Origin of the sequence: Gottfriedia acidiceleris, assembly GCF_023115465.1 — a bacterium.
Taxonomy (GTDB): domain Bacteria; phylum Bacillota; class Bacilli; order Bacillales; family Bacillaceae_G; genus Gottfriedia; species Gottfriedia acidiceleris_B.
Genome location: NZ_CP096034.1, coordinates 244,763 through 268,681 on the forward strand (window position 1 = coordinate 244,763; position 23,919 = coordinate 268,681).

Below are 23,919 nucleotides of genomic sequence, written 5' to 3' on the forward strand. Positions count from 1 at the left end.
CCAAGAATTTGTGAGTTGTTCAGTTAGAATAAAGAAGAAAAAAAGGATGTCGATTCATAAATGGATAATGAGGAGATACAAAAACTGGTTGAAGAACTATCAATCACTTATTTCGATCGACCATTTCTCCACCAAGCTTCTTTCAATACTAGATTGAGGACAACTGGTGGTAGGTACTTATTAAAAACAAGTAATATCGAATTAAATAAGTTTTATTATGAAGAACACGGAATTGAAGAGTTAAAGGGGATCATATTACACGAGCTATGTCATTATCATCTTCATATTATGAAGAAAGGCTATAAGCATGAAGATAGAGATTTTAAAGAGCTATTAAAAAAGGTAGGTGCTCCTAGGTATTGTAAACCACTAAACTCAATAAAAAAAAGAACGCATTCTTATAAGTATAAATATAGATGTTCAGTATGTGGGCAAGCTTTCTTAAGAAAAAGAAAAGTGGACATAAGCCGCTATGTATGTGGATTATGCAAAAGTCCATTAAAACTATTATAAATAGTGTTGACATCTAATATGTATTTAGTTTATATTAATACTTGTCATCACGTTTCAGTACTTGATGAAAAGATTAGTATTTTTCCGCAGTAGCTCAGTGGTAGAGCACTCGGCTGTTAACCGAGTGGTCGTAGGTTCGAACCCTACCTGCGGAGCCATTATTATAGAGAAGTACCCAAGTGGCTCAAGGGGCGCCCCTGCTAAGGGTGTAGATCGTTTACGCGGTGCGAGGGTTCGAATCCCTTCTTCTCTGCCATACATAAGGCCCGTTGGTCAAGCGGTTAAGACACCGCCCTTTCACGGCGGTAACACGGGTTCGAGTCCCGTACGGGTCACCATTTTAACCTGGAGGATTAGCTCAGCTGGGAGAGCACCTGCCTTACAAGCAGGGGGTCGGCGGTTCGAGCCCGTCATCCTCCACCATTAACTACATATGGTCCCGTGGTGTAGCGGTTAACATGCCTGCCTGTCACGCAGGAGATCGCCGGTTCGATCCCGGTCGGGACCGCCATTAATTACTACAAATTGTAGTATTTTTTTCTTTATTTGGAGAAAAATAGTAAGAGTGGATGTTTGGAGTTAGTGCTGAAATATCAGATTGTTTTTTATTTTGAGAAGTAAATTCGAGAGGTAGAACAATACAACATAAAAAACCCTGCGGTGCAGGTTCATTAAGTTAATTCGTATTCTACAATAAGAAGAATATTGAAATGTCGGATTGTTTTTATCTTGAGGAGCTGATTCGAGAGATAGGGCAATACAACATAAAAAAAATCCTGCGGTGGAACTTCATGAAAGTTACTCGTCTTTAGGTAAAGATGAATTCCAAAATTGTCGGATTGTTTTTTATCTTGAGGAGCTGATTCGAGAGATAGGGCAATACAACATAAAAAAAATCCTGCGGTGGAACTTCATGAAAGTTACTCGTCTTTAGGTAAAGATGAATTCCAAAATTGTCGGATTGTTTTTTATCTTGAGGAGTAAATTCGAGAGGTAAAAGCAATCAACATAAAAAAAAATCCTGCGGTGCAGGTTCATGAAGTTAATTCGAAGGAGTCAGTTCATGATGCTAAATCAATGGGCTATAGCCAAGCGGTAAGGCAACGGATTTTGATTCCGTCATGCCCTGGTTCGAATCCAGGTAGCCCAGCCATTTGTTTTTTGTAAGGATGTCGGATTGTTTTTTATCTTGAGGAGTAATTCGAGAGGTATTAACAATACAACATAAAAAAAAATCCTGCGGTGCGGGTTCACGAAGGTTATTCTAAGAAGTAGATTCGTGATGATAATTCATTGGGCTATAGCCAAGCGGTAAGGCAACGGATTTTGATTCCGTCATGCCCTGGTTCGAATCCAGGTAGCCCAGCCATTTTAGTTTTTTATTAATATGTTTAAGGTAAGGGGAATTGTTTTTATCTTAGACGCGATCGTGTAGACAGTAAGTTGGTTTAAAGATATATTGTATTTAGTTATAATTACTTTTAATTATTACGAGCCATTAGCTCAGTAGGTAGAGCATCTGACTTTTAATCAGAGGGTCGAAGGTTCGAATCCTTCATGGCTCACTTTTGTTTATTCGCGGTCGTGGCGGAATGGCAGACGCGCTAGGTTGAGGGCCTAGTGGAGGTTTCTCCGTGGAGGTTCAAGTCCTCTCGGCCGCATCAAATTATATATATAGTAACAAGGCTTCTACGTAATGTAGAGGCCTTTTTTGTGTTTAAAAATTGGCTTACTTTTATAGACTGGTTGGTCACGGTACTAGACTTTGTAGGAATTAAAATCGAATATTAAAAATTTTTAAAATTTATTGTATTTTATGTTATTCTTGATTATAATACAAAGCATAACAAATCAAATGACTTTAAGAAAAAGGGGGTAATCAATTAAAATAGCAGGGATGAATATTACGTTCAAGCATTATCCTATCCAATATTTTTTGGATTGTATGGATCAATTAGGTATCAGTAGCATTGAATTATGGGCTGGTGAACCACATCTCTATGTTTATAGAAACTTGCTTTGCAATTTGAGGGAGATAAAGAAAGAAATTAAAGCTAGAAGTATGGAAATAGTCTGCTATACTCCAGAACAATGCATTTATCCTTACAATCTTGCTGCTTCAGATCCGGATTGGAGACAAACGAGTATTGATTATTTTATTGAAAATATTCACTCTGCTGTGGAATTGGAGACGGATAAGATGCTAATTACTTCAGGGATAGGTGATTTTTCTCTAACAAAAGAAGAATCGTGGAAATATGCAAGTGAATCAATCTATCAAATTACAAAGGTGGCGGAGCACGAGGGTATCACTCTTGCACTAGAACCATTAACAAAATTTGAATCTAATTTAATTATTAATACGCGGGGATTAAAGAGAATGATTGAAGAAATAAAGTCCCCTTTTTTAAAAGGGATGATTGATACCGTTGCAATGAACCTGGCGGGTGAAACACCAGATGATTATTTTTTATTGCTTCCTGAGTTATGTCATTTTCATCTAGTAGATGGTGATCGCAAGACAGATTCCCATCTTGCTTTAGATGATGGTAATTTACAATGGAGAGAATATGTAAAAAGCATGCAAAAGCACCAATACGATGGGGCATGCACTCTTGAAATTATGGGGTCAACTTATTATCAAAATCCATTAGATGCTTTTAAAAAATCCTTAGTGAAACTAAATGAATTAGGAATTGTATAATCTAAAAATTTGGAGGAGCCTTTATGAGTAATACTACGCTTACACGAAAGCTTGGATTTTGGTCGGCATTAGCAATTGCTGTTGGTACGACCGTAGGGTCAGGTATCTTTGTCTCGTCTGGTGATGTAGCAAAAGCAGCGGGAACCCCTTCTATTTCTATTTTAGCATGGATTATTGGTGGTATTATTGCTATTCCGCAAGTAATGGTTCTTGCTGAATTGTCGACTGCTTATCCTGAAAATGGAAGCGGTTACGTTTATTTGAATAAAGCAGGCTGGAGACCATTAGCCTTTTTATATGGATGGGCAACATTCTGGGCGCTTGATCCACCATCTATTTCTATTATGGCTCTAGCAGTAGTTTCATACTTGGCAAGCTTTTTCCCATTTTTCTCTGGATTTGCTGGCAAGTTGTTAGGGGTTGCGATAATTTTAATCATAACTTCTATTCATTATCGAAGTGTAAAAGAGGGCGGGCTATTTCAAGTGATTATTACAGCCGTGAAAATCATTCCATTCATTATTGTTATTGTTCTAGGGTTAATGTATATGCACGTGGGGAACTTCTCCTATACGCCTCATGGAGAAACGGTAAAAACAAGTCTAATCGGTGGCGTTTCTGCCACAACCTGGGCATATACCGGTATGGCCGCCATTTGTTTTATGGCAGGTGAATTTAAAAATCCTGGAAAAACGCTACCTCGTGCATTGATTAGCTCTGTCTTTATTGTATTAATCTTATATACTTTGCTAGCAGTCTGCGTAATTGGATTAATGCCTTTTAGCAAATTGATGAGTTCTAGTGCAGCTGTTTCTGATGCGGTTAAGTATATACCAGGACTATCTCATATTGCTTCTTCGTTTGTTGCGATTACTGCAATTATAGTTATTTTAGGATCACTAAGTTCCTGTATCATGTTTCAGCCTAGATTAGAGTACGCTATGGCGAAGGACGGGCTGTTTTTCCAGCGTTTTGCTCGTGTCCATCCAAAGTATGAAACACCAAGTTTTTCAATTATTGTTCAAGTTACCTATGCATGTATTCTAGTTTTTGCAACCAATTTAACGACTTTACTAGGCTATTTCACATTAATTCAATTAGTGATTAATATTTTGGATTTTGTAGCGGTTTATAAATGCCGTAAAAGGGAGGACTATAACCCGATTTACAGGATGCCAATGTGGAGACTAACGACTATTTTAGCAATAATTGGAGCTTCTTGGCTTGCTTGGGGTACGTTTACTTGGGCTCCGTGGCAAGGGATGGTAGCTGCATTCATAGTTATCGCTACTGGACTACCTGTTTACTTTTACTGGGAAAAACGCTATGGGCCCAATAAGAAAAATGACGGTAATCTAGTAACAAAGAAGAATTCAATTATTTCAGGAAGCTAGTGAACTTTTACTAGCTTCTTAATTTTTTGAAAAAGCGATTGCTTTATTTGTTATAGTTAATTATAATACAAGACATAACAAATATGTTTTAGGGGGATCTCACCATGTTAAAATTTGATGAAGCGTTATTTTTAAAACTTGTTGAAGAAGAAGGACTTGCATTTAGAAGTAAAATTGAGGATATCGTCGATTCAATCTGTCAAAAAGGTTACAGCAATCTTTTCCTTATTGGTGCTGGCGGAACTATTGCAATGATGTATCCTTATAAATATATTATAGAATCAAACTCAACGATCAATGTACATGCCGAAATCGCAGCCGAGTTTATGGTCATGAACAATAAGCATTTTACAAAGAATTCCGTATGTATTTTCACCTCAGTTTCAGGGACAACACAAGAAACTGTTGCAGCGGCAGAGTTTTGTAAAGAAAGAGGGGCTACTACAATTGCTTTAGTAGCGGAGCCGAATACTCCATTAACACAAGTAGTAGAATACTGTATTACAACTCGCTCGGAAAAACATTCCTTTGATACATTCTTTATGCTGCTGTACATGGTAGTATTTCGCTTCATGTATAATAACAATGAATTTCCACAATATGAACAGTTCACAAAAGAAGTTTCCTTGTTGCCACAAGCGATTTTAGCTGCCGTAAAAGACTATGATAAAAAGGCAGAGGAATTTGCTATTAAACATAAGGATACAGATTATCATATGATGGTAGGCTCTGGTAACTTATGGGGTAACACGTATTCATACGCGATGTGTATATTGGAGGAAATGCAATGGATTCATGCAAAGTCTATCCACGCAGCGGAGTTTTTCCATGGTACGCTTGAGTTAGTGGTTGAAGATACTAGTGTTATTTTACTTAAAGGTGAAGATGAAACAAGACCGTTGATGGATCGTGTTGAAAGGTTTGCTGAAAAAATCACGAGTCAATTAACTGTTATTGATACAAAGGAATTTGAATTGCCAGGAATTAGTGAGGAATTTAGAAAACACTTTTCTGTCAGTATTAACTGGGCTGTTTTAAGTCGAATTAGTGTTTACCTTGAAAGAGAAAGAAACCACTCATTAGACCTAAGAAGATACTACCGCAAAGTAGAATATTAAAAAATTTAATGGGCACTACATGGTAGTGCTCATTTCTTAGATTAAAAAGAAGGTTGGGATTAGATGAGAATTGTTACAGTCGGCGATAACTGTATGGATGTCTATCTTGCAAACGAGAAAGTGTATCCCGGAGGAAATCCGGTAAATGTTGCTGTCTACTTAAAAGAGCTAGGGGCAGACTCTTCGTATATAGGTTGGGTTGGAAGTGATTCCTTTGGCGAACAAATGATTAATTCGATTCAAAGCAAAGGTGTCGATACATCGTTTATTTCTAAAAAGATAGGAAAAACAGCGGTTACCTATGTTAAATTGGTTAATAATGACCGTCATTTTGGAGATTACGATGAAGGAGTAATGGGTCAGTTCACATTAACTGATGAAGAACTTGAGTATATCCAAACTCAACAACTTGTCCACGCTGGTATATGGGGTCATGTTGAGGAATATTTTCCACTTTTTAAACAAAAAGGGTTGCTTACTGCATTTGATTTTTCAGATCAGTTAGAGCACGATTTAGTAAAGAAATTACCTAGTTATGTGGACTATTCCTTTTTTTCTTATAAAAAGGATGATGAATTTATCAGGGGATTTTTAAAAGATGTACTAACAAAAGGTTCTAAGGTGGCTGTTGCTACGCTTGGAGAAAATGGATCTTTAGCTTTCGACGGAAAACATTTTTATCAATTTGGAGTATTGGAAGATAAAGTTGTTGATACGATGGGAGCAGGAGATTCTTTCATAGCTGGTTTTCTTTATGGTACTTTACAGGGCTTTTCGATCCAACAGTGTTTGGAATTAGGGACTAAAACTGCTACAAAAACAATTGGCTATTTCGGTGCATGGTGACGATAACTAGTCGGCAGTGTATAATAATGTTGAAAAACATTGACGGATAGGATGAAAATTATGAACCTAAATTCTTCAACCCCACAGCCTCTCTATATGCAGATTAGGCAAATGCTTCAGAATGATATTCAACAAGGGAAGTACCAACCAGACCAGCAGATTCCCACAGAAGCTGAGCTTTGTGAAACGTATAATGTCAGTCGAATCACTATTCGAAAGGCCATTGAGGAATTAGTGAAGGATGGTACATTAACACGCATACCACGCAGGGGGACGTTTGTAGCTTCGAATAAGTTTAATAATGAACTGTTATCTGTAAGCGGATTCTCAGAGTTTAGCCACCAATTAGGGATGATTCCAAATTCCCGAATCCTTAGAAGTGAAGTCATCCCAGCACCAAAGGATGTTGCAGAACATCTTAAAGTTGAAGAAGGAAGTCGCGTACTAGAGCTTGAGCGACTTATGTATGTGAACGACCGTCCACTTTTTTATGATATTGCGCATTACTCACTAATTCGTTTTCCTGATTTGGAAAAGAAAATTGCAACAGATGAATCCACATATAAAGTTCTCTCAAAGGACTATAATACAGAAATCATAAGTAACGATAAAATCATCGACGTAATCGGTGCGACAAAAGTATATGCCAATTATCTTGAATGTGATATAGGAGCCAATCTTTTTAAAATCCTAAAAATCGCTTATGATGCAAATGAGGAACCTGTCCACCTTTCAACATTCATGTGTGAAACAAGTAAGGTAACCTTAACAGTTCATCGAACAAAATAGAGATGAGTCTATTTTAAGTGGAATACATATTTTTATAAAAAACTCACTTTTATTATTTAAAAGTGAGTTTTAGCGTTTTAATAAACATTACAGTTAAGTAATGATTTTTATCTACAATATTGGAGATAAGAGGCGTGAGATAGCTTCTTTTAACTTGATCATGACTGATCGCTCTTGATATTTTTCAATTGTAAGCTCACTACTATGATTACTATCAAGTAAAAAAAGACTTTGTAGCTCAGAAGCTTTTTCTTCTGAATAGGTGATTGCGTTTATTTCAAAATTCAGTTTAAAACTACGTGTATCAATATTCGTAGTTCCTACCGAAGCTACTTCATGATCAACAACGATTGTCTTAGCATGTAAGAAACCATTCTCGTAAAGCAATATTTTTGCGCCATATGATAAAAGTTCTCCAGCGTACGATAGAGATGCCCAATACACGAATGGGTGATCAGGTTTACTTGGAATCATTATTCTTACATCGATACCAGATAAAATTGCGATTTTGCACGCATCCATAATGCTTGTATCTGGAATAAAATAAGGTGTTTGAATATAAACACATTTTTTTGCAGACATAATTAATTTAACATACATGTTTTTTAAGTGTTCTGTTTCTGAATTTGGTCCACTAGCAACAATTTGGATAGGGGTACTTCCGATGTTTTTTTCATTATTAAATGAGAATTCTTCTATATTATGTATAGGTTGGTTGGTAGCTTGTTGCCAGTCTAAAATAAATCTACCTTGAATTTGATTTACTGATTCTCCCTTTATGCGAAAATGAGTATCCCGCCAATAACCAAACTTTTTATCAATACCAAGATACTCATTTCCAATATTGAACCCTCCTATATAAGCAATTCTTCCATCAATAATACACAGTTTTCTGTGATTTCTATTATTTAATCGAAAATTGATTAGTCTTAAAAATGAAGGGAAGAAAGCTCTTACCTCACCACCATGTTTAACAAGTTCTTTGAAAAAAGAAGGGGTAATTCTTTTGGATCCAATGTCATCATACAGGACTCGCACTTTCACACCTTCTGCCGCTTTTTTGGAAAGTTCATCTCTAAGTTTCTTTCCTAAAGAATCACGCTGGATAATATAGTACTGGATATTAATTTCTTTTTGAGCAAGTTGGATGTCTTTAAATAGAGAATTAAATTTTTCGTGTCCATCTCGAAACGTTTGGATTTCGTTATCTGTTGTTAATAAAGCGTTAGCTGACTTTAAATTCATCATAATTAAATGTGAATGCTTTGATAGTAACTCATCTTGATGAAAACTTTGATCATTAAGAATTTTATTAGCCTGGTCCGTAACCGCTAATTGTAGATATGTTTTTTCTTTAGTCGATAGATGGTAGAAATTTTTTTGTTTTAGCTGCCTACCTAAAAATAGATATAGTAAAAATCCCGCTATAGGTATAAAAAGTAAGATCATTAGCCAAGCCCATGTGGCGACAACATCTCTTTTTTCAATAAATACTAGTACTCCTGCTAGAAGTATATTGATGATCAGGAGGATTGTAAGAAAATTATCGATACCCATTTTTGACACTTCCTATTAGTTAAATTACCTCTTTTTAGTTTAGTATCTTTTTTTATGCTCATTAATAATATTTTTTATTTAAAAGAACAAAGTATTCGAAAACACTTCTTAGTAACTCTAAAATACAGTCATATTATTGATACCAATTCTATCTCTTTAAAAACTCAAAAAATGAAACATAACAATTCTTTATGAGAAAAAGGAATTGCGCTACTTTTATCGGAGTCTGTCCTTAAATTATACTATAGTAATTCAGTTATTGTTTTGTAGTACTATGTCATAAACGTTAAATATGTACTGATTAAACCTACATTAATAACTTAAAAAGGCTTTTAAACCTAGTTAAGTCAAATAAGTAAATAAACTCGTGATATTTCTATTTGAAAAGTGTTGACATTGAATGTTCGATGCTTTAATATAGTTTAAGTCACGTCAGACAAGTTAACGAAGTCAACGAGAGCTTATCGTAGTAAGCTGTTAAAGTTAAAAAAACTTTTAAAAAAGTGTTGACACAAACAGTTAGATGTTATAAACTGTAAAAGTCGCTAACGAAGACGACACACTTACAATATGCGCCCGTAGCTCAATTGGATAGAGCGTTTGACTACGGATCAAAAGGTTATGGGTTCGAGTCCTTTCGGGCGCGCCATATTACGGGAAGTGGCTCAGCTTGGTAGAGCACCTGGTTTGGGACCAGGGGGTCGCAGGTTCAAATCCTGTCTTCCCGACCATTTTCGCGGGTGTAGTTTAATGGTAAAATAGAAGCCTTCCAAGCTTCGGTCGTGGGTTCGATTCCCATCACCCGCTCCATTATGAACTTTGAAAACTAAACAAAACATGAAGTAAACGTCAATTATTAGTTTTTTGAGCAACACAAGATTTAAACTTAACTTTTATGGAGAGTTTGATCCTGGCTCAGGACGAACGCTGGCGGCGTGCCTAATACATGCAAGTCGAGCGGACTAATGGGAGCTTGCTCCCGTTAGTTAGCGGCGGACGGGTGAGTAACACGTGGGCAACCTACCTGTAAGACTGGGATAACTTCGGGAAACCGGAGCTAATACCGGATGACATAAAGGAACTCCTGTTCCTTTATTGAAAGATGGCCTCGGCTATCACTTACAGATGGGCCCGCGGCGCATTAGCTAGTTGGTGAGGTAACGGCTCACCAAGGCGACGATGCGTAGCCGACCTGAGAGGGTGATCGGCCACACTGGGACTGAGACACGGCCCAGACTCCTACGGGAGGCAGCAGTAGGGAATCTTCCGCAATGGACGAAAGTCTGACGGAGCAACGCCGCGTGAGCGATGAAGGCCTTCGGGTCGTAAAGCTCTGTTGTTAGGGAAGAATAAGTGCTAGTTGAATAAGCTGGCACCTTGACGGTACCTAACCAGAAAGCCACGGCTAACTACGTGCCAGCAGCCGCGGTAATACGTAGGTGGCAAGCGTTGTCCGGAATTATTGGGCGTAAAGCGCGCGCAGGCGGTTTCTTAAGTCTGATGTGAAAGCCCCCGGCTCAACCGGGGAGGGTCATTGGAAACTGGGAAACTTGAGTGCAGAAGAGGAAAGTGGAATTCCAAGTGTAGCGGTGAAATGCGTAGAGATTTGGAGGAACACCAGTGGCGAAGGCGACTTTCTGGTCTGTAACTGACGCTGAGGCGCGAAAGCGTGGGGAGCAAACAGGATTAGATACCCTGGTAGTCCACGCTGTAAACGATGAGTGCTAAGTGTTAGAGGGTTTCCGCCCTTTAGTGCTGAAGTTAACGCATTAAGCACTCCGCCTGGGGAGTACGGTCGCAAGACTGAAACTCAAAGGAATTGACGGGGGCCCGCACAAGTGGTGGAGCATGTGGTTTAATTCGAAGCAACGCGAAGAACCTTACCAGGTCTTGACATCCTCTGACAACCCTAGAGATAGGGCTTTCCCTTCGGGGACAGAGTGACAGGTGGTGCATGGTTGTCGTCAGCTCGTGTCGTGAGATGTTGGGTTAAGTCCCGCAACGAGCGCAACCCTTGATCTTAGTTGCCAGCATTTAGTTGGGCACTCTAAGGTGACTGCCGGTGACAAACCGGAGGAAGGTGGGGATGACGTCAAATCATCATGCCCCTTATGACCTGGGCTACACACGTGCTACAATGGATAGTACAAAGGGTTGCAAGACCGCGAGGTGGAGCTAATCCCATAAAACTATTCTCAGTTCGGATTGTAGGCTGCAACTCGCCTACATGAAGCCGGAATCACTAGTAATCGCGGATCAGCATGCCGCGGTGAATACGTTCCCGGGCCTTGTACACACCGCCCGTCACACCACGAGAGTTTGTAACACCCGAAGTCGGTGGGGTAACCTTTTAGGGGCCAGCCGCCTAAGGTGGGACAGATGATTGGGGTGAAGTCGTAACAAGGTAGCCGTATCGGAAGGTGCGGCTGGATCACCTCCTTTCTATGGAGACATCATGAACCGATGGTTCATGTATGAAATGTTTCTTCATTGTTTTGTTTAGTTTTGAGAGTTCACTCTCAACTTTGTACCTTGAAAACTAGATAATGTCATTCATTAAACTGCGTAAGTTTAATTCAATTAGTTTTAAAATTAGTTAAGTTAGAAAGGGCGCACGGTGGATGCCTTGGCACTAGGAGTCGATGAAGGACGGGACTAACACCGATATGCTTCGGGGAGCTGTAAGTAAGCTTTGATCCGGAGATTTCCGAATGGGGAAACCCACTACTCGTAATGGAGTAGTATCTTTACCTGAATACATAGGGTACTGAGGACAGACCCAGGGAACTGAAACATCTAAGTACCTGGAGGAATAGAAAGCAATAGCGATTTCCTGAGTAGCGGCGAGCGAAACGGAAGATAGCCCAAACCAAGAGGCTTGCCTCTTGGGGTTGTAGGACACTCTATACGGAGTTACAAAGGAACGGGGTAAATGAAGCGACCTGGAAAGGTCCGTCAAAGAAGGTAAAAACCCTGTAGTTGAAACCTCGTTCCCTCTTGAGTGGATCCTGAGTACGGCGGAACACGTGAAATTCCGTCGGAATCTGGGAGGACCATCTCCCAAGGCTAAATACTACCTAGTGACCGATAGTGAACCAGTACCGTGAGGGAAAGGTGAAAAGCACCCCGGAAGGGGAGTGAAAGAGAACCTGAAACCGTGTGCTTACAAATAGTCAGAGCTCGTTAACGAGTGATGGCGTGCCTTTTGTAGAATGAACCGGCGAGTTACGATCCCGTGCAAGGTTAAGTTGAAGAGACGGAGCCGCAGCGAAAGCGAGTCTGAATAGGGCGATATAGTACGTGGTCGTAGACCCGAAACCGAGTGATCTACCCATGTCCAGGATGAAGTTCAGGTAACACTGAATGGAGGTCCGAACCCACGCACGTTGAAAAGTGCGGGGATGAGGTGTGGGTAGCGGAGAAATTCCAATCGAACTCGGAGATAGCTGGTTCTCCCCGAAATAGCTTTAGGGCTAGCCTTATGTGTTAGAGTCTTGGAGGTAGAGCACTGATTGGACTAGGGGCCCCCAACGGGTTACCGAATTCAGTCAAACTCCGAATGCCAATGACTTATCCATAGGAGTCAGACTACGAGTGATAAGATCCGTGGTCAAGAGGGAAACAGCCCAGACCGCCAGCTAAGGTCCCAAAGTATACGTTAAGTGGAAAAGGATGTGGAGTTGCTTAGACAACCAGGATGTTGGCTTAGAAGCAGCCACCATTTAAAGAGTGCGTAATAGCTCACTGGTCGAGTGACTCTGCGCCGAAAATGTAACGGGGCTAAACGTATCACCGAAGCTGCGGATTGATACCGTATGGTATCAGTGGTAGGGGAGCGTTCTAAGGGCGTTGAAGCTAGATCGTAAGGACTGGTGGAGCGCTTAGAAGTGAGAATGCCGGTATGAGTAGCGAAAGACGGGTGAGAATCCCGTCCACCGTATGCCTAAGGTTTCCTGGGGAAGGCTCGTCCTCCCAGGGTTAGTCAGGACCTAAGCCGAGGCCGAAAGGCGTAGGCGATGGACAACAGGTTGATATTCCTGTACCACCTCATTTCCGTTTGAGCAATGGAGGGACGCAGAAAGATAGGGTAAGCGCGCTGCTGGATATGCGCGTCCAAGCAATTAGGCTGATGTGTAGGAAAATCCGCACATCATAAGGCTGAGTTGTGATGGCGAGGGAAATATAGTACCGAAGTTCCTGATTCTACGCTGCCAAGAAAAGCTTCTAGCGAGGAAATAGGTGCCTGTACCGCAAACCGACACAGGTAGGCGAGGAGAGAATCCTAAGGTGAGCGAGAGAACTATGGTTAAGGAACTCGGCAAAATGACCCCGTAACTTCGGGAGAAGGGGTGCTCTTTTGGGTGTATGCCCGGGAGAGCCGCAGTGAAAAGGCCCAAGCGACTGTTTAGCAAAAACACAGGTCTCTGCGAAGCCGCAAGGCGAAGTATAGGGGCTGACGCCTGCCCGGTGCTGGAAGGTTAAGAGGAGGGGTTATCCCTTACGGGAGAAGCTCTGAATTGAAGCCCCAGTAAACGGCGGCCGTAACTATAACGGTCCTAAGGTAGCGAAATTCCTTGTCGGGTAAGTTCCGACCCGCACGAAAGGCGTAACGATTTGGGCACTGTCTCAACCATAGACTCGGTGAAATTATAGTACCTGTGAAGATGCAGGTTACCCGCGACAGGACGGAAAGACCCCGTGGAGCTTTACTGCAGCTTGATATTGAATTTTGGTACAGCTTGTACAGGATAGGTAGGAGCCTGAGAAGCCGGAGCGCTAGCTTCGGTGGAGGCGTCGGTGGGATACTACCCTGGCTGTATTGAAATTCTAACCTAGAGCCGTGATCCGGCTCGGAGACAGTGTCAGGTGGGCAGTTTGACTGGGGCGGTCGCCTCCTAAAGAGTAACGGAGGCGCCCAAAGGTTCCCTCAGAATGGTTGGAAATCATTCGAAGAGTGTAAAGGCATAAGGGAGCTTGACTGCGAGACCTACAAGTCGAGCAGGGACGAAAGTCGGGCTTAGTGATCCGGTGGTTCCGCATGGAAGGGCCATCGCTCAACGGATAAAAGCTACCCCGGGGATAACAGGCTTATCTCCCCCAAGAGTCCACATCGACGGGGAGGTTTGGCACCTCGATGTCGGCTCATCGCATCCTGGGGCTGTAGTCGGTCCCAAGGGTTGGGCTGTTCGCCCATTAAAGCGGTACGCGAGCTGGGTTCAGAACGTCGTGAGACAGTTCGGTCCCTATCCGTCGTGGGCGCAGGAAATTTGAGAGGAGCTGTCCTTAGTACGAGAGGACCGGGATGGACACACCGCTGGTGTACCAGTTGTTCTGCCAAGAGCATGGCTGGGTAGCTATGTGTGGAAGGGATAAGTGCTGAAAGCATCTAAGCATGAAGCCCCCCTCAAGATGAGATTTCCCATAGCGTTAAGCTAGTAAGACCCCTGAGAGACGATCAGGTTGATAGGTCAGAGGTGGAAGCGTGGTGACACGTGGAGCTGACTGATACTAATCGGTCGAGGACTTAACTAACAAGTTTGATAATGACATTATCTAGTTTTGAGGGTACGAAGTACAACTCTATAAATCAGGTGATTAGTGCGAAGAGGTCACACCCGTTCCCATACCGAACACGGCAGTTAAGCTCTTCAGCGTCGATGGTAGTTGGGGGTTTCCCCCTGTGAGAGTAGAACGTCGCCTGGTTTAGATTTTTTATGAAAATAAGTTATTTTCTTATAATCGCGGGGTGGAGCACGAACGAATATGCTTCGAAGAAATTACTTCAGCATACCAATCGAGCCGCTACTTGTATTAACATCCTGAGATTGGGATGGTCTTAACAGGGTAAAACTTCATGGATTTAAAAATTAAATTATTTTCTTATTATCGCGGGGTGGAGCAGTCTGGTAGCTCGTCGGGCTCATAACCCGAAGGTCGCAGGTTCAAATCCTGTCCCCGCAACCAAAAATGGTCCCGTGGTGTAGCGGTTAACATGCCTGCCTGTCACGCAGGAGATCGCCGGTTCGATCCCGGTCGGGACCGCCATACATACGATTCTTAAAACGAAACAAAAATTGTTTCGTTTTTTTTATTATTTTTGAAATGAGTAATATATAAATAGATTTTATTTGCAGGAGTATTACTTTTAACGATTATAACTGTTTAAAACAGAAGCCGACATAAGCTAAGGATGCTTAACTCAACCTTAATTAGGAAACTTGGGATGGTAGGAGATTACAAGGCGCTTATGCGACTAAAAGCCCAAGGTTACGCCATCGATAAGCAAGAGAAGTAACAAAATAAACGAAAACAATCTAAATATAAGTTTCAATAATTTATTGAAACTATTCAAAAGAATATTACTGTTTGACATCCGCTTAATGTTTTGAAATGATATAATATGGCAAAGTTAGAAATAGACGAGTTAGAATTTTGGTGGTGAAGTAATTGGAAATTGTTTTACATACAAATACTGAGGAAGAAACTCAAGAAATTGCATTTTTTCTCGGACAATTAGTGCAACAAAAAGATGTAATATTATTAGAAGGAGATCTTGGTGCTGGAAAGACCACTTTTACAAAAGGATTTGCTAAAGGTCTTGATGTAAAAAGAACGGTTAATAGCCCAACTTTTAATATTATTAAAGAATATAAAGGTAGAATTCCTCTATATCATATGGATGTTTATCGTTTAGAAGGTAGTAGTGAAGATTTAGGCTTTGATGAGTATTTTATGGGTGAAGGTGTTTGTGTTGTAGAATGGGCTCATTTAATTTCAGATTACCTACCAAATGAATTCTTAAAAATCATAATAACTCATGAAGAAAATGGTAGAATGATTACTTTTATTCCAAATGGATCTAGGTATGAATTTATTTGTAAGGAGTTAATAAACAATGACCGTTTTAGCAATTGATACATCTACTAATGTTATGGGGATTAGTCTAATAAAAGATCAATCTGTTATTGGAGAAACGATAACATTTATTAATAAAAACCATTCTGTACGATTAATGCCAGCAATTAGTACTTTAATGGAAGAATGCAATATAAAACCAAAGGAATTATCTAAAATAGTAGTTGCAAAAGGTCCAGGCTCTTATACAGGTGTACGCATTGGTGTCACTGTGGCTAAATCATTAGCTTTCACTTTAAATATTCCAATTATCGGAGTATCAAGTTTGAAGGTATTGGCTGCTAACGGGCGATATTTTAATGGATTAGTTTGTCCATTATTTGATGCAAGACGCAACTTATTATTTACAGGTCTTTATGATTTTAGAGGACAGGTTACTAATGAGGTATTAGAAGACTGCAATATTGACCGAAGTATATGGATTGAAAAGCTTAAATCTTATAATGAACAAATCTTATTTATTGGTAATGATGTATTAATTCATAAAGAATTTATTATTGAGCATTTAAAAGATAAAGCTGTCTTTGCAAAAGAAAGTATGAATAACCAGAGACCTAGTGAACTGTTTACATGTAGCTTAGAAGAAAAGGAAGAATCAGTTCATAATTTTGTACCAGAATATTTAAGATTATCAGAGGCAGAAGCTAATTGGCTTGCAAGCCAAGAAAAGTAGGAGGATATTATGATCTCATCGGTTGCTTTTCGTAAAATGAAAGAAGAAGATTTAGATCAAATAGTAGAAATTGAAAAACAATCATTCCCTACACCATGGACATATGATGCTTTTTATAATGAATTATATTCAAATCAATTTGCCAATTATATAGTGGCTGAAGTAGATGAGAAAATAATTGGTTATTGTGGATTATGGGTGGTTATTGACGAGGGACATATTACAAATATAGCTATTTTGCCAGATTATAGGGGAGTAGGTCTTGGCGAAAAGTTACTTCAGGCGGTAATGGAAACTGCTAAAAATCTTGGAGCTGATACATTAACTTTAGAAGTAAGGGTATCGAATCATGTAGCAATGGGACTATATCGAAAGCTGGGATTCCAAGATGGTGGTATTCGTAAAAGCTATTATACAGATAATTTTGAGGATGCATTAGTTATGTGGGTGAATTTGAAATGATAAATGAAAATTGTTTAATTATTGCTATAGAGACAAGCTGTGATGAAACTTCAGCAGCAGTTGTTAAAAATGGAAATGAAATTTTAAGTAATGTAGTAGCTACTCAAATAGATATTCATAAACGTTTTGGTGGAGTTGTACCTGAAGTTGCATCACGATTACATGTTGAGCAAATAACTTTAGTAATCGAAGAAGCAATGAAGCAAGCAAAGGTAGAATATGAAGAGCTAGCTGCTGTAGCAGTTACAGAAGGTCCAGGACTTGTTGGAGCTTTACTAATTGGGGTAAATGCTGCAAAAGCAATTGCATTTGCACATGGATTACCACTTATAGGAGTACACCACATTGCGGGTCATATTTATGCTAATCAACTTGTACAGCCCCTGCAATATCCACTATTAGCCTTAGTTGTTTCTGGTGGACATACGGAGCTTGTCTACATGAAGGAAGATGGCATTTTTGAAGTAATAGGTGAAACAAGGGATGATGCAGCAGGAGAAGCTTATGATAAGGTCGCTAGAACACTTAAATTACCTTATCCAGGTGGTCCTCACATTGATCGTCTAGCACAAGAAGGAAATGCAACGATTCCCTTTCCTAGAGCATGGTTAGAAGAGGGTAGCTATGATTTTAGTTTTAGTGGGTTAAAGTCATCAGTTATTAATTATATGCATAATGCTGAGCAAAGAGGCAAGGAAATTTCACCAGCTGATGTTGCAGCAAGCTTTCAAGAAAGTGTAATTGAAGTAATTGTTTCAAAAACAATTCAGGCTGCAAAAGAATATAATGTAAAACAAGTTTTATTGGCCGGAGGAGTTGCGGCTAATAAAGGGTTGAGAGCTTCATTACAAGAAGAGATGAATGCTTTGACTAATGTAGAATTAGTTATACCACCACTATCACTTTGTACAGATAATGCTGCTATGATTGGTGCGGCTGCATTTATCCGGTTAAAACAAGGAAAACTAGGTAATTTGGCATTAAACGGGAATCCAGGTTTGGATTTAGAGAATATGTAAGAAGTACTTATTCACAATTTTTCAATAAAATGTGGATAAGTACTTTTTATTTGTTAAAAACTTATTAAACTATGTGTACAAAATTGTGTATAACATTACTATTTTTCTGTGGATAATGTGTATAAACCTGTGTAAAAGCTAAATGATAATTGAATATATGTGGATAAATATGTAGATAAGAAAAAACGGATAGCAATTAGCTTATCCGTTTAGTCATTAATCTTGTAAGTTCTCCCATTCTTCCATTAGGTCTATTAACTTAGCTTCGATATCACTTTTCTTATTTGTTAATTCCTGTACTAATTGAAAATCACCGTAAACTTCTGGCTTACATAATTCTAGTTCGATTGTCTCTATATCAAGCTCAAATTGCGATATATTACTTTCAATTTCTTCTATACGGCGCTGAGTTTGACGGAGTTTTTTCTTCAATTCTTTGTCTTGTTGATAATCAGAAATTGGTTGAGAGGATTGTTTAACTTGTGCTAATGTAGCCTCTTTTTCTGCTTGTTCTTTTTCAAATGCTTCGTTTTTCTTAAATTGGTAATAGTCATAATCACCCAAATAAATTGATAATCCTGCTTTTGCTAGTTCAAAAGTTTTTGTGGATAATCTGTTCATAAAGTATCGATCATGAGAAACAAATAAAATCGTTCCAGGGTAATCTAATAAAGCATTCTCTAACACTTCTTTACTATCTAAATCTAAATGGTTAGTAGGCTCATCAAGAATTAGGAAATTAGCTTTTTTCATCATAAGCTTAGCCAAAGCTAATCTTGCCTTTTCTCCACCACTTAAAGAGTTAACAATTTTTGTCACATCATCTCCAGAAAATAAAAAGTTCCCTAATATTGTTCGAATCTCTTGTTCGGCCTTTAATGGATAATCATCCCAAAGTTCGTCTAATACTCTTTTATTAGAAGTTAGTTTTGCTTGCTCTTGATCATAGTATCCAACTGAAACATTTGCACCAAAATCAATTGTTCCCTGTAATTTTTCTAAATCTCCAATAATCGTTTTAAGTAAAGTCGATTTACCAACACCATTTGGACCGACTAATGCGACACTATCGCCTCGATTCAGTACAAATCTCATCGGTTGATCAATTGTTGGAATACGATCATAGCCAATATATAAATCTTGTACAGACAACACATCATTACCGCTTTGTTTTTCAATTGTAAATGAAAAATTAGCCGAAGATTCGTCTCCAAGTGGCCTGTCTAATCGAACCATACGATCTAATTGTTTCCTACGACTTTGAGCTCTTTTTGTAGTTGAAGCACGCGCAATATTACGCTGTACAAAATCTTCAAGTTTAGAGATTTCCTCTTGTTGCTTTTCGAACTGTTTTAACTCTTGTTCATATTGAGCTGCCTTTAGTTCAAGGTACTTACTATAATTACCAACAAATCGTTGATGCTTATGATTAGATATTTCATAAACAATATTAACAACTTGATCAAGAAAGTATCGATCGTGAGAAACGATTAAAACTGCACCAGGATATGACTGTAAGTAGCGCTCTAACCAACTTAGAGTGTCAATATCTAAATGGTTTGTAGGCTCATCCAGGATTAACAAATCAGGTTTTGTCAATAATAGCTTACCTAATGCCAGTCTTGTCTTTTGTCCACCGCTTAACGAGGAAATTTTTGTTTCGTAATCTTCATTACTAAAACCTAAACCACTAATTATTGAACGAATATCTGCTTCAAACTGGTAACCACCGTTTTCTTTGAATGTATATTGAAGATGATCATATTCATTCATAACCTTGTCATAAACGGCTTGATTAGAGTAGACATCCTCTCTAGTCATTTTAACTTCTAATTTTCGCATATTGTCCTGCATCTCTACTAAATGATTAAATACAGAATAATATTCTTCCCAAATCGTTTTATCGCTTTGTAAACCAGAGTTTTGGGCTAGATAGCCAACAGTAACGTCTTTGGGTTTATTTATTTCGCCGCCATCATAGGATATTTCACCTGCTATTATTTTCAATAATGTAGATTTTCCCGCTCCATTACGTCCGACAATGGCAACTCGATCACTCATTTGAACTTCTAATTTTATATTTGAAAGTATAATGTCACTACCAAAATACTTTGAGACATTATTTACTTGTAAAAGAATCATGGATAACACCTCATTGCAAAATTTTTTATGTATATAACTGTAGACTGTCAAAATTCTTAAATATAGTGTATATTTTACATTAGAACAAATACTTTATTACTAAAATAAAGTCAAATTACACACCATAGTAAAAAGAATTACAGTAAGTGGGGGATTAAAAAATGGATTCGGAACAAATTAAAATTCCACAAGCTACTGCTAAACGTCTACCTTTATATTACCGTTTTATAAAGAATTTGTCTTTATCAGGTAAACAAAGAGTTTCTTCAGCAGAGTTAAGTGAAGCAGTAAAGGTAGATTCCGCTACAATCAGAAGAGATTTTTCATATTTTGGAGCACTTGGTAAAAAAGGTTATGGCTATAACGTAAATTATTTATTAACTTTTTTCTCGAAAGCGCTTAACCAACATGAAGTTATGAAAGTTGCATTAATTGGTGTTGGTAATTTAGGAACTGCATTCTTACACTATAATTTTATAAAAAATAATAATACAAAAATTGAGATGGCATTTGATATTGATCCAAATAAAATTGGCACTGAAATAGGTGGAGTACCCGTTTATAATCTAGATAATCTAGAGGAAGTTATGAATGAAGATATTCAAATCGTTATTTTAACTGTACCTGCACCTGTAGCACAATCAATAGCTGATCGATTAAATGGAAAAAATATTAGAGGAATCTTAAATTTCACACCTGCACGAATTAGTGTACCAGAACATATTCGCATTCATCATATAGACTTAGCCGTTGAACTGCAAACATTGGCATATTTTTTACAACAATAAATTCATATTAGAATAAAAACCCCCAAAAAATTTGGGGGTTTTTGGTTTTTAATGTAAATTGATTTGCTGAAAAACGACAAAAGAGTTCATTAACATATGTGTTAAGATTGGAACCATAATTGAGTTTGTTCGTTTATACAGATAACAAAATACAAAACCGATTAGAAAGTAAGATAAAAAGAAGGGCAAGTCTCCGTGCATAAGCGAAAAGACCGCTGAACTAATTCCAGCAGAAATAATAAATGGTAAACGATTATAAAGCCTTTTAAAAATAATTCGACGAAAAATAATCTCCTCTAAAATTGGTGCAACTAAACTTGGTATGATAATAAAGGCCGGGTTAAGCTTAGCGATGTTTATGATATTTTGAGTATTTTCTGAGCCCTTATGTAGTTCAAATACATAAATTAAAATTAAATTACAAACAATTTGAGTTAGCATTGTTATGAAATAACCTAAAACAACCCAATTTATTATTGTACGATAATTAGCTTTTAGATTCTTTATTCCTTCATAAATGGGTTTATGTAATAAGATAAGTATAATAATTAATCCACTTACGAAACTAATACAACCCCATAATGCCACTGCTTCAAGAGAAGCTGTTTTCTGATCCACTCCAACGTATAAGTTACTATTTAATAAATAGGGCACCCCAAATACCGCTGAATATTGAAGAACGACATACGTTAATAAAATCCATAAATCTCTAGTTTTCAATACGTTAGCTCCTTTGTGTTGATATTTTTCATAACCCAAAGGTTTATAACAACACGTACATTATTTTACTCGTTTCTTTTGTTTCTTAAAAGAAATTTTCACTTTTTATTTTACTTTTGATCGTTAAGAAAAAAACTTATTAAATTTCGACAAGAAAAGTGCCTGCTTCGGGCTTGCAAAATTTTTTGATATTATTTAAACTAATAATTGTGTTAGCACTCAATATACATGAGTGCTAAAAAATAATGATTTGATTATTGAGGAGGTATTACACATGTTAAAGCCATTAGGTGATCGTGTTGTAATTGAGCTTGTTGAGTCTGAAGAAAAAACTGCTAGTGGTATCGTTTTACCAGGTAGTGCACAAGAAAAGCCACAAGAAGGCAAAGTTGTTGCAGTAGGTACTGGTCGAGTACTTGAAAATGGTGAGCGCGTTACTTTAGAAGTATCTGTAGGTGACCGCATTATCTTCTCTAAATATTCAGGAACAGAAGTTAAGTACGGTGGTACTGAATATCTAGTTCTTCGCGAAAACGATATACTTGCAATCATAGGTTAATAAAATAAAAATACTTAAATTAAAAAATATACTTTTTATATTATAAGGAGGTCATTTTCATGGCAAAGGACATTAGATTTGGTGAAGAAGCACGTCGCGCAATGTTACGTGGAGTAGACGCTTTAGCTGATGCTGTAAAAGTAACTTTAGGACCAAAAGGACGTAACGTAGTTCTTGAGAAAAAATTTGGTTCTCCATTAATTACAAATGATGGTGTTACAATCGCAAAAGAAATAGAATTAGAAGATGCATTTGAAAATATGGGTGCAAAATTAGTTGCAGAAGTTGCTAGCAAAACGAATGATGTTGCTGGGGACGGTACAACAACTGCGACAGTTTTAGCGCAAGCTATGATTCGTGAGGGTCTTAAAAACGTAACTGCTGGAGCAAACCCAATGGGTATCCGTAAAGGTATCGAAAAAGCAGTTGCTGTAGCAATTGAAGAATTAAAAACAATCTCAAAACCAATTGAAGGTAAAGAGTCAATCGCACAAGTTGCTGCAATTTCTTCAGCGGATCCAGAAGTTGGACAATTAATTGCTGAAGCAATGGAGCGCGTTGGTAACGATGGAGTTATCACTCTTGAAGAATCAAAAGGTTTCACAACTGAGTTAGAAGTAGTAGAAGGTATGCAATTTGACCGTGGATACTCTTCTCCTTACATGGTTACAAATTCAGAGAAAATGGTTGCTGAATTAGAAAACCCATATATTTTAATCACAGATAAAAAAGTAACAAACATTCAAGAAATCTTACCAGTACTTGAGCAAGTTGTTCAACAAGGTAAGCCACTATTAATCATTGCTGAGGATGTTGAAGGTGAAGCACAAGCAACGATCATCGTAAATAAATTACGTGGTACGTTCAATGCAGTTACTGTTAAAGCTCCTGGCTTCGGTGACCGTCGTAAAGCAATGTTAGAAGATATCGCGATCTTAACTGGCGGTGAAGTGATTACAGAAGAATTAGGATTAGATCTTAAAACAACTAACATCACTCAATTAGGTCGTGCTTCAAAAGTTGTAGTAACAAAAGAAAACACTACAATCGTTGAAGGTGCTGGTGAAACTGAAGCAATCCAAAGACGTATCGGCGTAATCCGTGCTCAATTAGAAGAAACTACTTCTGAATTTGATCGCGAAAAATTACAAGAGCGTTTAGCTAAATTAGCTGGTGGTGTAGCAGTAATCAAAGTTGGTGCTGCAACTGAAACTGAATTAAAAGAGCGTAAATTACGTATTGAAGATGCATTAAACTCTACACGTGCTGCAGTTGAAGAAGGTATTGTAGCTGGTGGTGGTACTGCATTAATGAGCGTATATAATAAAGTAGCTGCAATCGAAGCAGAAGGTGACGTAGCAACAGGTATCAACATCGTATTACGTGCACTTGAAGCTCCAGTTCGTCAAATCGCTACAAATGCTGGTCTAGAAGGATCAGTAATTATTGAGAAATTAAAAAGTGCGGAAGTTGGCGTTGGATTCAATGCTGCTAACGGACAATGGGTAAACATGATCGAAGAAGGTATCGTTGACCCAACTAAAGTTACACGTTCTGCGCTTCAAAACGCAGCATCTGTTTCAGCTATGTTCTTAACAACTGAAGCAGTAGTAGCTGACATCCCTGAGAAAAATGCACCAGCAATGCCTGACATGGGCGGCATGGGCATGGGCGGCATGATGTAATAAAGTGAAAAACCCTTGAGAAATCAAGGGTTTTT

The 23,919-nt window shown here is 38.4% G+C and carries 16 protein-coding genes, 14 tRNA genes and 3 rRNA genes; 30 read left to right on the top strand and 3 right to left on the bottom strand.

The genetic code is table 11. The annotated features are described in order from the left end of the window. Positions 1–60 precede the first annotated feature (60 nt). The 15 genes from MY490_RS01295 (at position 61) to MY490_RS01365 (ending at position 7,364) form a co-directional block, all read left to right on the top strand. The gene (locus tag MY490_RS01295; RefSeq protein ID WP_248267669.1) at positions 61–513 is read left to right on the top strand and encodes a SprT family protein; all 453 of its coding nucleotides are present in this window, start codon (positions 61–63) and stop codon (positions 511–513) included. 83 nt (positions 514–596) lie between these two features. After that, a tRNA-Asn gene (locus MY490_RS01300) sits at positions 597–671 on the top strand. A 7-nt stretch (positions 672–678) separates the two neighbouring features. After that, positions 679–769, top strand: a tRNA-Ser gene (locus tag MY490_RS01305). Positions 770–776: 7 nt separating this feature from the next. After that, positions 777–851, top strand: a tRNA-Glu gene (locus MY490_RS01310). A gap of 9 nt (positions 852–860) precedes the next feature. Next, positions 861–936 (top strand) — tRNA-Val (locus MY490_RS01315). A gap of 12 nt (positions 937–948) precedes the next feature. Beyond that, a tRNA-Asp gene (locus tag MY490_RS01320) sits at positions 949–1,024 on the top strand. A 567-nt stretch (positions 1,025–1,591) separates the two neighbouring features. Next, positions 1,592–1,666 (top strand) — tRNA-Gln (locus tag MY490_RS01325). A gap of 141 nt (positions 1,667–1,807) precedes the next feature. Continuing rightward, a tRNA-Gln gene (locus tag MY490_RS01330) sits at positions 1,808–1,882 on the top strand. Between the two features lie 123 nt (positions 1,883–2,005). Further along, positions 2,006–2,078, top strand: a tRNA-Lys gene (locus MY490_RS01335). A gap of 13 nt (positions 2,079–2,091) precedes the next feature. After that, positions 2,092–2,174, top strand: a tRNA-Leu gene (locus MY490_RS01340). Positions 2,175–2,395: 221 nt separating this feature from the next. Then, positions 2,396–3,217: a TIM barrel protein gene (locus MY490_RS01345; RefSeq protein ID WP_248269294.1), complete on the top strand. Its 822-nt coding sequence runs from the start codon at positions 2,396–2,398 to the stop codon at positions 3,215–3,217. A 23-nt stretch (positions 3,218–3,240) separates the two neighbouring features. Further along, on the top strand, positions 3,241–4,611 hold the full coding sequence (locus tag MY490_RS01350) for an amino acid permease (protein WP_248267670.1): 1,371 nt from the start codon (positions 3,241–3,243) through the stop codon (positions 4,609–4,611). 104 nt (positions 4,612–4,715) lie between these two features. Then, entirely contained in the window at positions 4,716–5,729 is a 1,014-nt protein-coding gene (locus tag MY490_RS01355; RefSeq protein ID WP_248267671.1) for an SIS domain-containing protein, read from the top strand. 63 nt (positions 5,730–5,792) lie between these two features. Continuing rightward, positions 5,793–6,575 (top strand): fructoselysine 6-kinase, encoded by a 783-nt coding sequence (gene frlD / locus MY490_RS01360; protein WP_248267672.1) that lies wholly within the window; start codon positions 5,793–5,795, stop codon positions 6,573–6,575. Positions 6,576–6,635: 60 nt separating this feature from the next. Next, entirely contained in the window at positions 6,636–7,364 is a 729-nt protein-coding gene (locus MY490_RS01365) for a GntR family transcriptional regulator (RefSeq protein ID WP_348983778.1), read from the top strand. A 111-nt stretch (positions 7,365–7,475) separates the two neighbouring features. Here MY490_RS01365 and cls read toward each other — a convergent pair whose 3' ends face one another. Next, the gene (gene cls / locus MY490_RS01370; RefSeq protein WP_248267674.1) at positions 7,476–8,921 is read right to left on the bottom strand and encodes a cardiolipin synthase; all 1,446 of its coding nucleotides are present in this window, start codon (positions 8,919–8,921) and stop codon (positions 7,476–7,478) included. A 572-nt stretch (positions 8,922–9,493) separates the two neighbouring features. On the opposite strand from cls, the gene MY490_RS01375 reads away from it, so the two are divergent. From MY490_RS01375 to tsaD, 12 genes are all read left to right on the top strand, one after another. Continuing rightward, positions 9,494–9,570 (top strand) — tRNA-Arg (locus MY490_RS01375). 5 nt (positions 9,571–9,575) lie between these two features. Beyond that, positions 9,576–9,652 (top strand) — tRNA-Pro (locus MY490_RS01380). Between the two features lie 5 nt (positions 9,653–9,657). Then, positions 9,658–9,731, top strand: a tRNA-Gly gene (locus MY490_RS01385). 82 nt (positions 9,732–9,813) lie between these two features. Beyond that, positions 9,814–11,363 (top strand): 16S ribosomal RNA (locus tag MY490_RS01390). A 152-nt stretch (positions 11,364–11,515) separates the two neighbouring features. Continuing rightward, a 23S ribosomal RNA gene (locus MY490_RS01395) occupies positions 11,516–14,453 on the top strand. A gap of 55 nt (positions 14,454–14,508) precedes the next feature. Beyond that, positions 14,509–14,624: ribosomal RNA gene (rrf, locus tag MY490_RS01400) — 5S ribosomal RNA — on the top strand. Together the 16S, 23S and 5S rRNA genes with 5 tRNA genes alongside form the textbook arrangement of a ribosomal RNA operon. A gap of 184 nt (positions 14,625–14,808) precedes the next feature. Then, a tRNA-Met gene (locus tag MY490_RS01405) sits at positions 14,809–14,885 on the top strand. A 5-nt stretch (positions 14,886–14,890) separates the two neighbouring features. Further along, positions 14,891–14,966 (top strand) — tRNA-Asp (locus MY490_RS01410). A gap of 402 nt (positions 14,967–15,368) precedes the next feature. Further along, positions 15,369–15,836, top strand: coding sequence for a tRNA (adenosine(37)-N6)-threonylcarbamoyltransferase complex ATPase subunit type 1 TsaE (gene tsaE, locus MY490_RS01415; RefSeq protein ID WP_248267675.1), 468 nt, complete (start codon positions 15,369–15,371; stop codon positions 15,834–15,836). Continuing rightward, positions 15,817–16,509: a tRNA (adenosine(37)-N6)-threonylcarbamoyltransferase complex dimerization subunit type 1 TsaB gene (tsaB, locus tag MY490_RS01420; RefSeq protein WP_248267676.1), complete on the top strand. Its 693-nt coding sequence runs from the start codon at positions 15,817–15,819 to the stop codon at positions 16,507–16,509. Before tsaE ends, tsaB begins: the two co-directional genes overlap by 20 nt. 9 nt (positions 16,510–16,518) lie before the next feature. Further along, complete coding sequence (gene rimI, locus MY490_RS01425; protein WP_248267677.1) at positions 16,519–16,971, top strand: ribosomal protein S18-alanine N-acetyltransferase; 453 nt, start codon at positions 16,519–16,521, stop codon at positions 16,969–16,971. Further along, entirely contained in the window at positions 16,968–17,990 is a 1,023-nt protein-coding gene (gene tsaD, locus MY490_RS01430) for a tRNA (adenosine(37)-N6)-threonylcarbamoyltransferase complex transferase subunit TsaD (protein WP_432707030.1), read from the top strand. Before rimI ends, tsaD begins: the two co-directional genes overlap by 4 nt. A gap of 216 nt (positions 17,991–18,206) precedes the next feature. Here tsaD and MY490_RS01435 read toward each other — a convergent pair whose 3' ends face one another. Further along, positions 18,207–20,132 carry an ABC-F family ATP-binding cassette domain-containing protein gene (locus MY490_RS01435; protein ID WP_248267678.1) on the bottom strand — a complete coding sequence of 642 codons (1,926 nt, stop codon included), beginning with the start codon at positions 20,130–20,132 and terminating at the stop codon, positions 18,207–18,209. Positions 20,133–20,293: 161 nt separating this feature from the next. On the opposite strand from MY490_RS01435, the gene MY490_RS01440 reads away from it, so the two are divergent. Further along, complete coding sequence (locus tag MY490_RS01440) at positions 20,294–20,920, top strand: redox-sensing transcriptional repressor Rex (protein ID WP_025672092.1); 627 nt, start codon at positions 20,294–20,296, stop codon at positions 20,918–20,920. Between the two features lie 48 nt (positions 20,921–20,968). On the opposite strand, the gene MY490_RS01445 is transcribed toward MY490_RS01440, so the two are convergent. After that, positions 20,969–21,640 (bottom strand): CPBP family intramembrane glutamic endopeptidase, encoded by a 672-nt coding sequence (locus MY490_RS01445; protein WP_248267679.1) that lies wholly within the window; start codon positions 21,638–21,640, stop codon positions 20,969–20,971. A 274-nt stretch (positions 21,641–21,914) separates the two neighbouring features. Between MY490_RS01445 and groES the strand changes: the two genes are divergently transcribed. After that, positions 21,915–22,199: a co-chaperone GroES gene (gene groES / locus MY490_RS01450; RefSeq protein ID WP_248267680.1), complete on the top strand. Its 285-nt coding sequence runs from the start codon at positions 21,915–21,917 to the stop codon at positions 22,197–22,199. Positions 22,200–22,258: 59 nt separating this feature from the next. Continuing rightward, the gene (groL, locus tag MY490_RS01455) at positions 22,259–23,884 is read left to right on the top strand and encodes a chaperonin GroEL (RefSeq protein WP_069033993.1); all 1,626 of its coding nucleotides are present in this window, start codon (positions 22,259–22,261) and stop codon (positions 23,882–23,884) included. Positions 23,885–23,919 lie beyond the last annotated feature (35 nt).

Excerpts from the sequence above, each read along its gene's own strand:
- MY490_RS01295 (WP_248267669.1), top strand. The coding sequence starts at position 61 with ATGGATAATGAGGAGATACAAAAACTGGTTGAAGAACTATCAATCACT.
- MY490_RS01350 (WP_248267670.1), top strand. The coding sequence starts at position 3,241 with ATGAGTAATACTACGCTTACACGAAAGCTTGGATTTTGGTCGGCATTA.
- MY490_RS01355 (WP_248267671.1), top strand. The coding sequence starts at position 4,716 with ATGTTAAAATTTGATGAAGCGTTATTTTTAAAACTTGTTGAAGAAGAA.
- frlD (WP_248267672.1), top strand. The coding sequence starts at position 5,793 with ATGAGAATTGTTACAGTCGGCGATAACTGTATGGATGTCTATCTTGCA.
- MY490_RS01365 (WP_348983778.1), top strand. The coding sequence starts at position 6,636 with ATGAACCTAAATTCTTCAACCCCACAGCCTCTCTATATGCAGATTAGG.
- cls (WP_248267674.1), bottom strand. The coding sequence starts at position 8,921 with ATGGGTATCGATAATTTTCTTACAATCCTCCTGATCATCAATATACTT.
- tsaB (WP_248267676.1), top strand. The coding sequence starts at position 15,817 with ATGACCGTTTTAGCAATTGATACATCTACTAATGTTATGGGGATTAGT.
- rimI (WP_248267677.1), top strand. The coding sequence starts at position 16,519 with ATGATCTCATCGGTTGCTTTTCGTAAAATGAAAGAAGAAGATTTAGAT.
- tsaD (WP_432707030.1), top strand. The coding sequence starts at position 16,968 with ATGATAAATGAAAATTGTTTAATTATTGCTATAGAGACAAGCTGTGAT.
- MY490_RS01435 (WP_248267678.1), bottom strand. The coding sequence starts at position 20,132 with ATGATTCTTTTACAAGTAAATAATGTCTCAAAGTATTTTGGTAGTGAC.
- MY490_RS01440 (WP_025672092.1), top strand. The coding sequence starts at position 20,294 with ATGGATTCGGAACAAATTAAAATTCCACAAGCTACTGCTAAACGTCTA.
- groES (WP_248267680.1), top strand. The coding sequence starts at position 21,915 with ATGTTAAAGCCATTAGGTGATCGTGTTGTAATTGAGCTTGTTGAGTCT.
- groL (WP_069033993.1), top strand. The coding sequence starts at position 22,259 with ATGGCAAAGGACATTAGATTTGGTGAAGAAGCACGTCGCGCAATGTTA.